Source organism: Pseudomonas lundensis (assembly GCF_001042985.1).
In the GTDB taxonomy this organism is placed as follows: Bacteria; Pseudomonadota; Gammaproteobacteria; order Pseudomonadales; family Pseudomonadaceae; genus Aquipseudomonas; species Aquipseudomonas lundensis.
This window is the reverse complement of record NZ_JYKY01000021.1, coordinates 1-14,739: the sequence shown is the minus strand read 5'-3', so window position 1 is coordinate 14,739 and position 14,739 is coordinate 1. Positions and strand designations below refer to the sequence as shown.

Genomic DNA, 14,739 nt, shown 5'->3' with positions numbered 1-14,739 from the left:
GCCTGCTTGCACTCAGGCGCGTCCTGCTCAGTGCGTCGTCAAACCGTCCAGCGATTTGTCGACATGCTCCCTGGCCAGCTCCACCAGGTGCATGACCGACAACACCAAATGGCGCGTGTGCCCGCTCAAACCATTCCCCGCCTCACTCGCCGAAGCGCCCGCGCAGCGCAACAAGTCTGACGCTTGGGCCAAAGCCGCTTCTAAATTGACACTGCTGGGGGCGGCATACGGGTGCGTGCCCGTGTGCCACGTGGGCTTAAGGTCGAGCCGGTAATAACGAAGGGCGCGTTCGGCGGCGGCCCGGTCCAGCGACTGTGAATCGCACGGGGCAGCATCTTGCAGGGGAAACAGGGGTGGATCAGGGGTGATCTTGCTCATGGGGCTCTCCAAATTTAGGGAGCTGCCAACAGTCGCGACTAAACGATTTGGGTGGCAGCCGTACGCAGGTTAGTCGACCGGCAAACTTGGAAACCGGCGCACCCGAAGGCGCCCTGCGCACGGCCACCATAACGCGGAGGCCAAAAAAAGCACCTCTGGAAGGTGGCGCCTTGCGCCAAGTTTGAAAGCCAGGCGACTAAACCCGACCGCTGATGAGCAGCGATGGGCCGAGACTATGCCCTGAACTGGACTGGCGCAAGCGAACGGGATTTTCTAGGAAGTTTCGACGGAATGAAAGGGATGAGGCCTACGAAACCCTCAATTTCAGCGTCTGCGGGCGCCTGTGAAGTCACGCATGATCGCGCCCTCACACCGTCGCTCACCGCAGGACAAAAAAATTAATCCCATGATGGCCAATTAAAAGCAGAACCCTTGAGCACGGCTATAGTCAATTGGCTTGAGCCCCATTGTTTTGGGCTTATAACCGAGCCCGGAGCCACCGGGCCTAACGTCTGCACAAGGAGTTTTCCCCATGAAACGTACCGCGCTTGCTGGCCTGTTTGTGGCTGCTGCAATGTTGGCCTCTCCGGTGTTCGCCAATGAGCCCGCAAAAGATGACCTGTGCGCCATCAATCTGCAAAAAATCAACGATGCAATGGCCACCTCCGGGCAAACCAGCGAAAACACCAGCGACGACATCAAGACGGGCATAGAGAAAGCAACGTCCGAACAAGCCAAGGGCGACAAAGCGGCTTGCATCTCCACCACCACACAATTGCTCCAGCGTATCCACGACATCAACACGAGTGGCGCAAGAAATTAAGCCTTGAAATTGGCCTTCTGCGTCAGATTGGCGTAGACTCCGCAAGCTTGCTGGTTATGCACAGCAAGCATCGGGGCCGTTTAGGATTCGACGCCGGTTGCGAAACTCTAGGTGCATGCCGAGTTGGTAACAGAACTCGTAAATCCACTGTTGCAACTTTCTATAGTTGCCAATGACGAAACCTACGAGGGTCAAGCTCTCGCAGCGTAAGCTGCCTTAGCCATCCTCCTGGTACCTTCGGGTCCAGCAATCACTAGGGGATGCCTGTAAACCTGAAGTGATTGTCATATAGAACAGGATCGCCGTGCAGTACGTTGTGGACGAAGCGGCTAAAACTTACACAACTCGCCCAAAGCACCCTGCCCTTCGGGTCGCTGAGGGTTAACTTAATAGAAACGGCTAAGCATGTAGTACCGACAGCGGAGTACTGGCGGACGGGGGTTCAAATCCCCCCGGCTCCACCAAATTAGCTATAAAAATCAGGCACTTAGCGTTTATCGCAAGTGCCTTTTTTGTGCCTGAATGGGTGGTTTTGGCTCGGTTATGCCAGGTTAATGACAGCATCTGCGATGATTATCTGCTGCATTCCCGCTAAGCTCAGGCGATAACCAGGAGCGGTGCAAAGATGAATGAAAACGCAGAAGGACCTGACAGCTATCATTCGCGCGCGAAGGAAGACGAGGCTTTCGTGACGACTTTTTCGTGAGTCGACTTGAGCAGAGAGAGTGGCAAAATGCTTGGACCCGAAGGATGGAACAAACCGCACCGGTAGATTAATGTCGCCGTTATGCGAAGGAGTCGAGCGATGAACACTCTTTTTCTCTTAATGGCTCAATATCATGGCCAGACGATTGTGTCCTTGAGTCGGGTATGCGCCGACTATTTCACTCATCTGACACCAGCAAATCTACGAACAAAGGTCTCCTCAGGCGAGATTGACCTACTGATTGTCTCCATGGAGCTGAACGAAAAAACTGCACGAGGCGTTCATCTGTCGGATCTTGCTGATTACATTGATCGACAGCGAGATAGAGCCAAGCTTGAGCTTGATCGGACGAGAAAGCAGGCTACCAAAACCTTGAGCCAAGAGCCGCGCGAAGTCGAAAAACCTGAGGCTGATACATTTTCTCGACCTAGAGAGTCAAATGATCTTAGTCGGCAACCGATCCTTTTCATTAGGCTGGCTGAAGTAAAGCGAATTACTGGTATGTCGACTAGTACGATCTACAAAATGGTAAGTCAGAGCACATTTCCACGACAAATTAAACTAGGTGGTCGAGCTGTGGCCTGGGTTAGGGTAGAGGTAATCGAGTGGTGCGATCTACGAATCAAAAAGTCTAGAATGCTAAAGAGTCAGAACTAGGGATGTAGCAGAACAGCCAATAAATCGCATCTCTCATCTCAAAAATCGGACCTCCCACGCCCAACTCAGCCCTGCTCCCCACTTTGCTTTACAAGATCAACGAAAATCAGCTCGCGCTCGAGGCAGCCATTATGGATTGTCCAAATGGGCGGAGCAGCAAGGATCGTCAGAAGTCTCCGACAATGTGCGCGGCGCCCTGGACTGTCTAACCGCAAAGCCCATCCGCGGCTGTCGCCTTTACTTCAACAATCGACAGAACGTTTTCCGGCGCTTTTTTGGTTTGAAATCGCCCCCCCACTGACCGGACAGGATATTTAATAGGAGTCGACTTACACACAGAGCCCCATACATGTCGACACATGCCCCCAAGAAATACCTGATCAGTCACACCTCTCTTCAGCACTGCTTCGACAAGAGCCGCTCCGGACTAGAAAAGCTGCGCGAAACCGATGCCAGCTTCCCACGCCCCATCAAATTTGGCCCGAGCAAACAGGCTGGGGTGTACTTCGTTGTCTCAGAGGTGGAAGCCTGGCTGGAGAGCAAGATCAGCGAGCGTGATGGTATCGCTCTGGATCTCGCCGGGCGAGAAGAGCAATGACTACACACGAGCAGATACCGTCGTTCTTAACAGAGATGCCCGCGCCGGCATTTGCCGCATACATGAATCCTAACATTGCGCCAAAGCCACTACCGAGCGGGTTGGCCAGGGTCATGCCCTGGTTTGATGAACTATTGCCTACTGCTCTTCAGGAGTACGTGCGAGATGTTGCTGAGCGTACCCAGTGCCCACCTGATTTTGTTGGGGTCGCGCTTATCGTGGCAGTCAGCACAGTAGTCGGGCGCAAATTCAGCGTCTACCCGAAACAGAACGATGACTGGATGGTCGTTCCAAACCAGTGGGGCGTCATCATCGGGCGCCCGTCTGCGATGAAAACGCCGGCACTCAAACAGGCCCTGCTTCCATTGCGCGCCTTGGATGCCAAAGCGCGAGAACGCTATAGCCAAGCTCAAGCCGAGCACAAGGCCGCTAGCGAGCTTTACGACATGAAGCGCAATGCAGCCAGGGTAAAAGCCAGAAAGCTTTACAGTGGGGGTGACGAGAATGCAGCTCAGGAAGAACTGAAACGTCACTCAAGCGAGAACCCGCCCCCAATTCAGCGGCGCTACATCGTCAACGACGCAACGGTCGAAAAACTCGGCGAGCTGCTCAACGAGAATCCAAACGGCCTAGTAGTTGAGCGTGACGAGCTGGGGGGCTGGCTGGCAACGATGCAGAGCGAAGACGGTTCGGTTGCGCGAGCATTTTATTTGGAATGTTTCGACGGCAACGGCTCATTCACCTATGACCGTATAGGCAGAGGAACCATTTATATCAAATCATGTTGTTTATCGTTGATCGGTGGGATTCAACCCTCACGAATTGCGTCCCTTGTAAACGCTGCCGTCAGCGGCGAACTGGATGACGGCCTGATTCAGCGCATGCAGCTGGCGGTATATCCCGACGATGTTCGAGAGTGGCGTTATATCGACCGTTGGCCGAACAAAATCGCCGCTGAGCGCGTCTCGGAGGTTATCGAACAGCTCGATCAGATACCTGATGAGCCTCACTCTGCCCTCAGATTTACTCCAGAAGCCCAGGAGAAGTTTATCGCCTGGTATACCTCCCACATGCAAGCAAGCCGGAGCGATCATCTTCACCCCGCATTGCAATCCCATTACCTGAAAATGCCGAAAACCATTGCAGGCTTGGCCCTCCTATTTGAGCTGATTGAAGGCGGACGGGAAGCCGTGGGCGCTAAGTCCACTGACCGCGCCATCAACTGGGCAAACTACCTGATGAGCCACGCCCAGCGGCTGTACGGGGCGGCAATTAACGCACCACTAATCGCTGCGCGGCTGATTCTGGAGCGCCAGCGGAAATTGCCCGAGCCATTTACTGCCCGAGAGGTGCGCCAGAAGGATTGGACAGGATTAGGCACGCAGGACGCGGTAAATAATGCGCTCGCCGTTCTAGCTGAACATGACTTCATCGTTGGCTACGAGGTGGCCGGAGAAAAAGGTGGCCGCCCATCGATTCGCTATGTCTGGCGAAAAACGTAGCTCACCCCAACCTGTTCACTAAAAAGACCGGTAGGGCGACCTACGAAACCTACGAAACCTAGTTCTGTAGGTTTCGTAGGTAGCTCTTACCCCTGGCAGGGATAAAACTGCCACAACAACAGTGATCTCCGAGTTCATACTTACTTGGGTGAGCCGGCTACCTGGGTTGTGACTTACTCCTCTGTGAAGTAGTCGCTGTCGAGCTGCTTCACCTCGTACACCTGCTTAACGCTCACCCCCAGGTTGTTCTCCACCATCAGACGCGCCAGCTCAACACCGTCGATCAGCACCACCTTGATATCCAGCCCCAGCGCTGCAGTACGGGCACCATCGGAAAAGTCCGAAGTGGTGATAAACACGCCCTTTCGCGCTCGCTGGCGGGTTAAGGCTCCGATGAACTTGTCGATCTCCGGGCGATGCACCGTGTTGGTCCAGCGCTTGGCCTGCAGGTAGATCACGTCAAGACCGAGCTTGTCTTCTTTGATGATGCCATCGATACCGCCATCATTGGTCGCTTGAGTCGCCTTGCCGGCTTCGTTGCGCGAACCGCCGTAGCCCATGGCGATCATCAGATCGACCACCAGCTGTTCAAAGAAGCTAGGTGTCGCTGCCCGCACTTGCGCCAGCAGCTCGTCTGCCAGTGACTGCACTAATGCCTGATGCGCTTCGGCCAACTGCTCATCCGGCGTGGTCTCGGAAATCTCAATGTCCAGTGCAGCAGGTAAATCAGCTACTTGAGGCTTGGCGGCATGGAAGTTAGCGAACTCGGGGAACTGCTTTAACCAGCTCACCGTGATGCGCTCCGGCCCATTGGCCAGGGCATCGAGCCCGCGCGGCGTGATCTGCACCATGCCCTTGGCGGGAATGCACAGCAGCCCGGCCTTATTCAGGTAGGTGCGAGCCCAGCCCACACGGTTGTTGATCACCGTCTGATGGCCGGATGGCAGGCGTTCCTTGCGCTCATCCTCGCTTAGCTGGAACTGATCGGCCACCCGCTCGCGCAACTCATTGAGCGGTAACGGCACACCGTTCTGCACAGTGACCAGCACCGGCCGCATCACGCTTTGAAAATCCGGAATTGCCATCAGTACTCCTTAACCTTGTTGGCCGCCGCGCAAGCCACTCTCATCGAGCCCGGCTGCCGTCTTCAGCATCTTCAAAATCACCAGCGCAAACGCCCGGCTCTTAGTTTCGTTATCCAGCACTTCCAGTGACAGCTTTTCGTGGTCGGTCATGGCATCGAGCACGGTGTCCAGCACGCGCTTGGGGAACAGGCCGTGCATCACTTGGTCAACCGAGTGGTTGTTCACCTGGGCCATCACATCCTCTTGGCGGCTGATGCGCTGGGCGATACCGGTGAGGAACTGCAGTTGGTCGTCATCGCTCACCTCGGCACCGAAGATATCGTTCAGCGCGTCGATGATTTCCGACAGGCGCTTTTTCTCCGGATCATGCGGTTTGCCGCTGCCCACGTCGCTGCCGGGTTTGAGGGTGTATTCGCCGCCTTCTTCGCTCAGGCGTAACTGGTGCTCGGCGCGCTTGCTCAGGCGGTAGTGGCTCAGTTGCAGTTCGCCCACGTCCACGTCGTCTTGTTGCAGGCGATCCACGCGCAGCAGCGGGTGCAGGTGCTTGGCGTACACGCACAGCTGCTCCAGTTCGCGGTCCTCATAGGGCACGATCTGCGAGAGGAACTCGTACAGGCGCACGAAGCTCTGCAGGTTCTTGCGGAACAGGTCGAGCTGATCAATCTGCTCGCCAGCCTCTTTCAGCGCGTGCTCGGCTTTTTTCAGGCCGGCGCTGTCGCCGTTGGCTTCGGTGGTGCGCTTGTAATCCAGCGCCTGCTGGTGCGATTCGATCGAAAAGGCATAACGCTTGGCAAAACGCTCTTTAGCCGGGGTGCAGTAATAGCTGAGCTTGCTAGCAGCCGCCTTGGGGTCGAAGAAGGCCATGGCGAACGCTTCGACCTCCTGCCAGTGATAAATCCCTTCGGCATCCAGAGTCTTCTGCAGGTCATAGATGATCTGCGGGTCGGTTACATCGGTCAGCTCGGCCTTGGTGTAGTACGGCAAGAAGGCGTCGAGAATGTCCTGCGGCTCGTTGAAGAAGTCGAGGATAAAGGTTTCCTTGCTGTCACCGAAGGTGCGGTTCAGCCGCGACAGGGTCTGCACGCAGTCCACGCCTTGCAGCTTCTTGTCCACGTACATGGCGCACAGCTTGGGCTGATCGAAGCCGGTCTGGTATTTGTTGGCCGCGATCATTACGTTGAAGTCCTGGGTGTCGAACGCTTGCGCCAGGTCACGGCCATTCAGGCCGGCGTTGAGCAGGCTGCTGCTTTCCGTCACCTCCTCGGAGATCACCTCATCCGGCAACACGCTGCCGGAGAACGCCACCAGCGGGTGTACATCGCTGTAACCCATCTGCTGCACATACGCCTTCACCGCCAACTGGTAGCGCACCGCTTCCTGGCGGCTGCCGGTCACCACCATGGCCTTGGCCTGGCCATTCAGCAGGCCACGGATATTGGCGCGGAAGTGCTCGACGATCACCTCGACCTTCTGGCTGATGTTGTACGGGTGCAGACGCACCCAACGCGCCAGCTTGATGCGCGCTTTCTTGCTATCCACCTCGTCGTCTTCACCATCCGGGTGGGCGATCTTCCAGGCGGTGCTGTAGGTGGTGTAGTTACGCAGCACGTCGAGGATAAAACCCTCCTCGATGGCCTGACGCATGGAATACAGGTGGAACGCCTCGGGCTTGTTGCTGGAGCTGGCTGGCAGCGTTGGGTCGGCCGGGCGCCCGAACAGCTCCAGGGTCTTGGCCTTGGGCGTGGCGGTAAAGGCGTAGTAGCTGATGCGCTCATTCGGTTGACGCGCCTGCACGGCGGCGTCGAGCAGCTCTTCGGCGCTGACTTCTTCACCATCCAGCGCATCGCTGCCAAGAATCTGCTTCAGCTTGCTGGCCGATGAGCCGGTTTGCGAGGAATGCGCCTCGTCGGCGATTACCGCATAGCGCCCGCTGGCCAGCTTGGGGTGCTTGTCCAGCGCATCGAACAACGCCGGGAAGGTCTGGATGGTGACGATAATGATGCGCGTCTGCTCTGCCAGCGCTTCGGCCAATTGTTCGGACTTGCTCTGGTTGCCTACATCCCGGCTGATCGGTTTGACCACACCCTGGGCGTGCTCGAACTGGTAGATGGTGTCCTGCAGCTGCTTATCCAACACGGTGCGGTCGGTAATCACGATCACCGAGTTGAACAGCCGTTGGCCGGCCTCATCGTACAGCGAGGCCAGTTGATGGGCCGTCCAGGCGATGGAGTTGGACTTGCCCGAGCCGGCGCTGTGCTGGATCAAATAGCGCTTGCCCGGCCCTTCGGCGCGGGTGGTGTTGATTAGCTGGTTGACCACTTCCCACTGATGGTAACGCGGGAAGATCATCGTCTCCTTGGTCACCAGGTTGCCGTCGAAGCCTTCGCTGGTCTTCTTGTCCAGGTGTAGAAAGCGGCCCAGCACCTTGAGCCAGGCATCCGGTTGCATCAGGCGTTGCCACAGGTAGCTGGTAGCGTACTGGCTGTCATCCTCCGGCATCGGATTACCCGCGCCGCCTTCCGCGCTGCCGAGGTTGAACGGCAGGAAGAAGGTGTCTTTACCCGCCAACTTGGTGGTCATCGCCACCTCGTTCTGGCCCACAGCAAAGTGCACCAGCGCGCCGCGCTTGAAGGTCAGCAGCGGCTCGGGTTTGCGGGTGAGCGGGTCTTTTACCGGGCGGTCGTAGCGGTACTGGCGCTTGGCGTTTTCCACCGATTGCTTGAACTCGCTTTTCAGCTCCAGCGTGGCTGTGGGGATGCCGTTAACAAACAGCACCAGATCCAGCCGTGGGTTGTAGCTCTGCTCGCCGCTAGCGGCATCACGCGCATACGGCGAGTAGGACACCTCCGGCACCACGCGGAGGCGGTTGCACTGGTAGCGTTTGAGGGTGTCCGGGTTCATCCCGTGGTCGGGCTGGAAGCTGCACAGCTCGACCTTTACCGCCGGCAGCTTAAAGCCGTGGCGCAGCACATCTAGGGTGCCGCTCTGCTCCAGCTCGCGCACCAGCTTCTGCACCAGCACGCCGCCTGGATCATTCGGGTTGGCTTTGGCGAATTTGTCCCAACGCTCCGGCCAGGCATCCTTGATGTAACCCAACACATCTTCGGTATACAACGCCGTGCGCCTGTCATAGCCGCTGGCCGTGCCCACTAGCCAGCCTTGGGCGGCCAGAGCGTCGATAATGTCCTGCTGAAACTGAGCTTCCTTACTGTCCGCCATTACACGGCCTCTTGTACTAATTCGGGAATTGGCACGTTGGCCGGAGGCTGCCAACCGCGCACGTCGATTTTGCCGGTGACGGCGGCAGAGATAAGGGCTGAGCGGCGTTCTTGGAGAAGTTCTACTGCTACGTCGCCCTCGACAATCAGTTCGTCAATTCGTCCAGTTTGCTCATTGATCAGTTCGGCAATAGCGCATTGTTCGTGTTCAGGAGGTATAGCCAGCCAGAAGGCGAGCAAGGAAGACTGTGGCAAATTATTGGCCAGGCCATTACCGCCACTCAGCGCCTGTTCTATTTGAGATCGCATAAATTGCGCGTTCATTACCCAAACAAAAAATTGGTTACTGACCTTTTCTTCCAAATGAATACGGAAGATTTTGTCAGAGAGCATCAACCGCTCACGCACCTGCCCCAACAATGCAGTCGAACCTACGAGTTCAGGTGATCCACTTGCTCGTGACATTAATATGTCACCAGCACGAACCTCGTACTCGGGAATTGGGTTCAGCGAAGAAGGCAGAGTCTTGTTCTCGGAGGCATCGAAAAAGCCTCTGTTAACGCAGCCTGCTTTCAGTACGCCCCAGCCATCCTCTTCGGCAGGGTATGACTCACATTCAGGACTCCAGCCTTGCTCAATAAATCGGATTACACGCCGAGTAGCACAAACAACCCAATGCGCCGGCACATCCCCTAGCCACTCCACGCCGGAGTCTTTCATCGGTACCGTGGAGTCGAGGCCTTTGGTGACGGCGTGGGAGATCACGGCCTGGCGCTTTTCCTTGAGCAGTTCAATCAGGCGCTGCTGCTCTTCGATCAGCGCGTCGATGCGGGCGGTTTCGTGGTCGAGGAAGCGGGCGATTTGGGTTTGTTCGACCTCAGAAGGAACACCCAGCACAATGTTCTTCATGTCAGAAAAATTCGTGCTCCAAAGGTCAGCAACTATTCCCTTGCCCCAACGGTAATACTCTTCCTGAAAAAGCTCGCTTCTGAATAAGTGATGAATAAATGGGCCGTGTAATCCAATCGGGATCAATACAGTACAAATCAAAGAGACTGATCCATCCAGGGGGGACAATCCGGAGGATCCTTTGCGGTCAGAGCGGCTATTGATAACAAAATCGCCAGCCAGAACCTTCTTCCTGTTATCCCCATCCTGAGTTTTTGCTGCGCTCTCAAGCCGGGGAACAATCCCGTGCTTGGTCACTGACAGAGGCTCGAACTCAGTATCACTTGCTCTTTCGCGGCGCTCATCGAAGTAGTGGCCAAGGCGCTTGAGTGCCCAGCTTTCAGGCACGTCTCCCAACCAGATAAAGCCTGATGCCTTGTATTTCGAATAACATGGGAACGTCATGCCGACAGCCCCTCGATCATCTGCTTGATGCGGTCGGTGCAGGCTTTCAGATCGAGGTCGATCTCGGCCAGCGGGCGCGGCGGCTGGAACACGTAGAAGTGGCGATTAAAGGGAATCTCGAAACCGACAATACCGACCTCGCCATCCAGCGCGTCGGTTTTGCTTTCGTCGATCCAGGCATCCGGCACATGGGGGATGACTTCTCGCTGAAAGTAGTCGTAAACCGACTCACCCAGCGACACGTTCTCGTTGTCACGCAGGCCGGCGTCGGCTTCCGGCTGGCCTTTGCTCATGCAGATATCCGCCTCAGGGTCGCGCTCGCTCAGGGCGCTCATCAGGGCTTTGAGTTCCGGCGTACTGAGGCTGACGCTGTGCGCGCTCAGGGCCTTTTTCAGCAGTTTGCTGAATTGCTCACGGTTGCGGTGCAATACGCTTGAGTCCATCGCTTCCAGGGCGGCCAGTAGCTGTTGCTGAACGGCGCTGTCGAGTTTCTGCAGGGCTTTTTCTTCCAGCACTTTAGCGATGCGCTCGGCACTGGTCCGGAAGTTCAGGCGCAGCGGGCGTTCGACGGTGATGCGGCGGTAGCCGAAGGCGTCGATGGGGAAGATTTTGCTCTGCGCGGTTTGCTCAAAACTGCCATACAGGCGCACCAGCTCGCTGATTTGATCTTCGGTGATGTACTGGCGCTTGCTGCCCAGCGACTTGCGCATCTTGGCGTAGTGCTGGCTGCCGTCGATCAACTGCACCTTGCCCTGGCGCGCGGCGGCCTTGTGGTTGCTGAGTATCCACACATAGGTGGCGATGCCAGTGTTGTAGAACATGTCGGTGGGCAACGCGACGATGGCTTCGACCAGGTCGTTCTGCAGCAGGTAGCGGCGAATCTCCGACTCGCCCGAACCCGCGCTGCCGGTAAACAGCGGCGAGCCGTTGAGGATGATGCCGATGCGCGAGCCACCGTCGCGCGGGTCACGCATCTTGCTGACCAGGTGCAGGAGGAACAGCAGCGAACCGTCGGACACCCGTGGCAGGCCGGGGCCGAAGCGGCCATCGAAGCCCTTGTGGCTGTGCTCGTCGGTGATCTGCTTTTGCACCTTCTTCCATTCCACGCCGAACGGCGGGTTGCTCAGCATAAAGTCGAAGCGCTTATCGGCCAACTGGTCGTTGGACAGGGTGTTGCCGAGCTTGATGCTCGCAACGTCCTGGCCCTTGATCAGCATGTCCGCCTTGCAGATGGCGTAGGACTCGGGGTTGAGCTCCTGGCCGTGCAGCGACACGCTGACCTTTTCACTTATGGACTGGATGTACTCATCACCCTCAGACAGAAAGCCACCCGTACCCGCGGTTGGGTCATAGATGGTGACGATGCTGTTGGGCGCGAGTTTGTGGTCCTGATCGGTGATCACCAAGGATGTGGTGAGATGCACGATGTCGCGCGGGGTGAAGTGCTCCCCGGCGGTTTCGTTGGAGCTTTCTGCGAACTTGCGGATCAACTCTTCAAAGATGATGCCCATGCCGAAATTGCTGATGAACTCGGGGCTCAGATCGGTGGCGGCGAAGCGCTGCACCACCTGATACAGCAGGTTGGCGGTTTCCAGCTGCTGAACGAAATCTTCAAAGTGAAAGTGCTCGAAGATCTCGCGGGCATCCTTGCTGAACGCCTGCACGTAGCTCATCAGGTCGGCGGCGGTTTGGGTGTCTGACAGAGTGCCTAGGATCAGCGGCGAGTTGTTGAAGAACTGCTGGCCGGCAGCGCGCAGCAGAATCATTTCACGCACTTGGTCCGGACGGCCTTCCTGAGCGAAGGTTTGTTTGATCACCTCCCCCTTGGTCGGTGCGAGCACGCACTCCATGCGCCGTAACAGGGTGAATGGCAGGATGATGCGACCGTATTGCGATTGTTTGAAGTCGCCGCGCAGCAGATCGGCAATGGACCAAAGAAACGCGGCCGTCTGGGAATGGTTTTCCGTGTTCACGCAATAGTTCCTTGGAGTACAGGCAAAAACGCAAGTTTACCCCGTAGTGCTGGCAGCCGGTCACCGAACCGACGGCCTATTTTCACTCCGCTCCCAACACTCAAAAATGCTCAAAACGCACTCGAACGTGTCGCAAGCAACGACATGTCTGGCGCAACGTGGCCTCGAAATCGGTTTTTTGCAGCCTATACAGTGGTTAGCCAGCAAGAAATTGATTCGCCAGCCTAACCATTTGAGTAGCGAGTTCTAAAACAACTCATCGTCGTCATCTGTTGTGCATTCATTACTCGCGCCCTTTCGCTGGCCGGGAGAGTCGTCATTTGCCCACCATGTGTTGTCACAGCGCGCGCCTGGCGAATACCTCCTGGTGCTCAGTTGTCATCTGCTGTCGTTCTACCGCTGCCGCCATAGAACATTATGAACTGTGGAGACCCTGTATCCATCAAGCGGCAGCGACGACGCCTACTCACGACACCTCTTCACAACGCCAACTATCTTGTACAAAGCTCGTGAAAGGCCTGAAACCCAGTATTCATGTGGGTTATAGAGACAACACCCCTTCACGACACCCCTTCACAACGCCAATTATCTTGTACAAAGCTCGTGAAAGACCTGAAACCCAGTATTCATGCGGGTTACAGAGACAACACCCCTTCACGACACCCCTTCACAACGCCAATTATCTTGTACAAAGCTCGTGAAAGACCCGAAACCCAGTATTCATGCGGGTTACAGAGACAACACCCCTTCACGACACCCCTTCGCTCAGATCGGCAGATCACTCTATGGGAGGTGAACCGTCAGACTCCCATAAGTAATAGATGGGAAGTGAGCATATTTTTTTTGAAACGTGTCGCGGAGCAGATATGAGCGGTGCTCTGGTGGCTTTGGAATTTAGTCACCCAAGAGCCGACGGAACGCATTTCAGGAGGATAAAGACCTTGGGATTGGCATGGCAGGTGAGAAGCTGGATTCTGTGCAAATTTTCAGCCCAGAAGGAGCAAGACATGGACTCGATTGAGCTACTGGTTTATGCGGTCATCGGCGTGGTCGGCACGCTGGGAGTGGCTGCAGTGATTGGCTACAAGGTCGCAGATCATCTCGATAAGAAGCATCACACCGACTGATTTTGCAGCACATCGGCAGATGCGCATGGTGGTGGCTTGGGATTCGCCAGTGCTTGGGTAACGTTCAGGCATGTGCCAAGTCCAGCAGGTTCACGTCATGAGCAAAGTTAAGTGCCAGTGCTGCAAGAAGATGATGGTTCCAAAGGTGGTCACTAGCGTGCCGTTCTACATCAATGGAATACCCGTGGGCGGCCGTGACCCGGAGTCGTCCGTATGCCCCTTCTGCCTATCGCAGAAGTGGATGCTCACCGAACATCAGGCTCTGGCTGCCGGTAGGGCCAATGCCGAGTTCTACGGCATCATGGTTCTCGCCATGGTGAACATCGTTGCGTTCGCCCGTTTCGGCGAACTGGCGGGCGGTATGACGCTTGCGGTGTCAGTCGCAAGCTTTCTCCTGCGCGCCAGAATTATCAGGGTATTGCTACGGCATCTGGGCCGCTAGACGAGCCAGCACATTACAGGCGACCGGAATGCTACCAGGCGGCGAATACTGCCTGGTTAGAATTCGTAAAGGATGTCACTGCTGCTCGACAGTGAGCAAAACTGCGTCGTTACTTGGTCACTTCATCGGGTTTAAGCGCTGTGGTGGTACTGAACCCTGCATGGCGAGCGGTTGCCCGAATGCCCTGGCCAGCACCAAGCAGTTCCCCAATGCGCTGATGTAACCCCGTTTCAGGCGGACCTTTTTAAACACCGGAAACTTTGCCCCTACTAAGGGGAAGGTTGGCCGTTCGAACCGGCCCTGGGACACCATATTATTCAAGGCTTTCAGAGATTTTACGGTTTCAGTCTTTCGCTTCATGGGTGCACTATGGGTGCAACCGTGTGGAACTTATCTGACTAATCGTCATAAAAGTGAAGCTAGCTCTGAGAGTTCTGCCGCTGGAATATTCTTTAGCCCCAGCAGATCTACGAGCCGTTTGCCCGTACCGGATACAATCGCCTCAGACGGAAGTACGAGGTTGATTTCGTACACAAAGCCTCCCCGGCCGTGCTCCTTGCTGAAGCTGATAAGTAACTGTCGCTGATACAGGTACAGAGCTTGCTGAGCCGCGTCCATGGAATCTGCGTTAACGGCCCCACCTTCCGCCCAGAGCGTATCTCTGACTTTAAATTTGTCCGTTTGGCTGATTAGGCTCATCAGGCAGAACTGCCTGTAAGTCAGTGCTTCAGCGATGCTCAGGAGATAGTTTGAACTGGCCTAATAATTCCGGACACCTCTTTAGGGCGATATGATTTCGCCAACTTGGAGGTTCCATGAACGAAAGAAAGGTCTATACCCGCGAGTTCAAGCTGCATGCTGCCAGCATGGTGCTTGA

At 56.1% G+C, this 14,739-nt stretch carries 12 protein-coding genes, 1 other RNA gene and 2 pseudogenes; 8 read left to right on the top strand and 7 right to left on the bottom strand.

Going from position 1 to position 14,739, the window contains the following annotated elements:
- Positions 1–27: 27 nt before the first annotated feature.
- Positions 28–378, bottom strand: a complete 351-nt coding sequence (locus TU74_RS16210; protein WP_047277584.1) for a DUF6124 family protein — start codon at positions 376–378, stop codon at positions 28–30.
- 532 nt (positions 379–910) lie between these two features.
- Here TU74_RS16210 and TU74_RS16205 point away from each other — a divergent pair.
- The 6 genes and pseudogenes from TU74_RS16205 (at position 911) to TU74_RS16190 (ending at position 4,664) form a co-directional block, all read left to right on the top strand.
- Entirely contained in the window at positions 911–1,201 is a 291-nt protein-coding gene (locus TU74_RS16205; protein WP_048377093.1) for a hypothetical protein, read from the top strand.
- 72 nt (positions 1,202–1,273) lie between these two features.
- Positions 1,274–1,665: a transfer-messenger RNA gene (gene ssrA / locus TU74_RS23620) on the top strand.
- 323 nt (positions 1,666–1,988) lie between these two features.
- On the top strand, positions 1,989–2,564 hold the full coding sequence (locus TU74_RS24995; protein WP_338148447.1) for a pyocin activator PrtN family protein: 576 nt from the start codon (positions 1,989–1,991) through the stop codon (positions 2,562–2,564).
- 44 nt (positions 2,565–2,608) lie between these two features.
- Positions 2,609–2,865, top strand: a pseudogene (locus tag TU74_RS24720) (hypothetical protein).
- A gap of 48 nt (positions 2,866–2,913) precedes the next feature.
- Positions 2,914–3,162: a helix-turn-helix transcriptional regulator gene (locus tag TU74_RS16195; RefSeq protein WP_048377092.1), complete on the top strand. Its 249-nt coding sequence runs from the start codon at positions 2,914–2,916 to the stop codon at positions 3,160–3,162.
- Positions 3,159–4,664, top strand: coding sequence for a YfjI family protein (locus TU74_RS16190; protein WP_053070029.1), 1,506 nt, complete (start codon positions 3,159–3,161; stop codon positions 4,662–4,664). The genes TU74_RS16195 and TU74_RS16190 overlap by 4 nt, the downstream gene beginning before the upstream one ends.
- Positions 4,665–4,837: 173 nt before the next feature.
- Here the strand turns inward: TU74_RS16190 and TU74_RS16185 are convergent, their stop codons facing one another.
- From TU74_RS16185 to TU74_RS16170, 4 genes are read right to left on the bottom strand one after another with little or no spacing between them, the layout of a single operon-like run.
- Complete coding sequence (locus TU74_RS16185) at positions 4,838–5,749, bottom strand: restriction endonuclease (RefSeq protein WP_048377091.1); 912 nt, start codon at positions 5,747–5,749, stop codon at positions 4,838–4,840.
- Between the two features lie 9 nt (positions 5,750–5,758).
- Positions 5,759–8,968, bottom strand: a complete 3,210-nt coding sequence (locus tag TU74_RS16180; protein WP_048377090.1) for a type I restriction endonuclease subunit R — start codon at positions 8,966–8,968, stop codon at positions 5,759–5,761.
- On the bottom strand, positions 8,968–10,320 hold the full coding sequence (locus TU74_RS16175) for a restriction endonuclease subunit S (protein ID WP_048377089.1): 1,353 nt from the start codon (positions 10,318–10,320) through the stop codon (positions 8,968–8,970). Before TU74_RS16175 ends, TU74_RS16180 begins: the two co-directional genes overlap by 1 nt.
- The gene (locus TU74_RS16170) at positions 10,317–12,293 is read right to left on the bottom strand and encodes a type I restriction-modification system subunit M (protein WP_048377088.1); all 1,977 of its coding nucleotides are present in this window, start codon (positions 12,291–12,293) and stop codon (positions 10,317–10,319) included. The genes TU74_RS16175 and TU74_RS16170 overlap by 4 nt, the downstream gene beginning before the upstream one ends.
- Before the next feature lie 866 nt (positions 12,294–13,159).
- On the opposite strand from TU74_RS16170, the gene TU74_RS24205 reads away from it, so the two are divergent.
- Positions 13,160–13,420 carry a hypothetical protein gene (locus TU74_RS24205; protein WP_157315182.1) on the top strand — a complete coding sequence of 87 codons (261 nt, stop codon included), beginning with the start codon at positions 13,160–13,162 and terminating at the stop codon, positions 13,418–13,420.
- Positions 13,421–13,517: 97 nt separating this feature from the next.
- Positions 13,518–13,862, top strand: coding sequence for a hypothetical protein (locus TU74_RS16165; RefSeq protein ID WP_048377087.1), 345 nt, complete (start codon positions 13,518–13,520; stop codon positions 13,860–13,862).
- 109 nt (positions 13,863–13,971) lie between these two features.
- Here the strand turns inward: TU74_RS16165 and TU74_RS25115 are convergent.
- Together TU74_RS25115 and TU74_RS16155 are read right to left on the bottom strand one after the other, a co-directional pair.
- Positions 13,972–14,085 (bottom strand): annotated as a pseudogene (locus tag TU74_RS25115) (recombinase family protein); the annotation flags it as partial.
- Positions 14,086–14,267: 182 nt separating this feature from the next.
- Complete coding sequence (locus TU74_RS16155) at positions 14,268–14,561, bottom strand: hypothetical protein (RefSeq protein WP_048377085.1); 294 nt, start codon at positions 14,559–14,561, stop codon at positions 14,268–14,270.
- Positions 14,562–14,739 lie beyond the last annotated feature (178 nt).

Bases quoted from the DNA above. Each gene is read 5' to 3' on its own strand.
- TU74_RS16210 (WP_047277584.1), bottom strand. From the start codon at position 378: ATGAGCAAGATCACCCCTGATCCACCCCTGTTTCCCCTGCAAGATGCT.
- TU74_RS16205 (WP_048377093.1), top strand. From the start codon at position 911: ATGAAACGTACCGCGCTTGCTGGCCTGTTTGTGGCTGCTGCAATGTTG.
- TU74_RS24995 (WP_338148447.1), top strand. From the start codon at position 1,989: ATGCGAAGGAGTCGAGCGATGAACACTCTTTTTCTCTTAATGGCTCAA.
- TU74_RS16195 (WP_048377092.1), top strand. From the start codon at position 2,914: ATGTCGACACATGCCCCCAAGAAATACCTGATCAGTCACACCTCTCTT.
- TU74_RS16190 (WP_053070029.1), top strand. From the start codon at position 3,159: ATGACTACACACGAGCAGATACCGTCGTTCTTAACAGAGATGCCCGCG.
- TU74_RS16185 (WP_048377091.1), bottom strand. From the start codon at position 5,749: ATGGCAATTCCGGATTTTCAAAGCGTGATGCGGCCGGTGCTGGTCACT.
- TU74_RS16180 (WP_048377090.1), bottom strand. From the start codon at position 8,968: ATGGCGGACAGTAAGGAAGCTCAGTTTCAGCAGGACATTATCGACGCT.
- TU74_RS16175 (WP_048377089.1), bottom strand. From the start codon at position 10,320: ATGACGTTCCCATGTTATTCGAAATACAAGGCATCAGGCTTTATCTGG.
- TU74_RS24205 (WP_157315182.1), top strand. From the start codon at position 13,160: ATGAGCGGTGCTCTGGTGGCTTTGGAATTTAGTCACCCAAGAGCCGAC.
- TU74_RS16165 (WP_048377087.1), top strand. From the start codon at position 13,518: ATGAGCAAAGTTAAGTGCCAGTGCTGCAAGAAGATGATGGTTCCAAAG.
- TU74_RS16155 (WP_048377085.1), bottom strand. From the start codon at position 14,561: ATGAGCCTAATCAGCCAAACGGACAAATTTAAAGTCAGAGATACGCTC.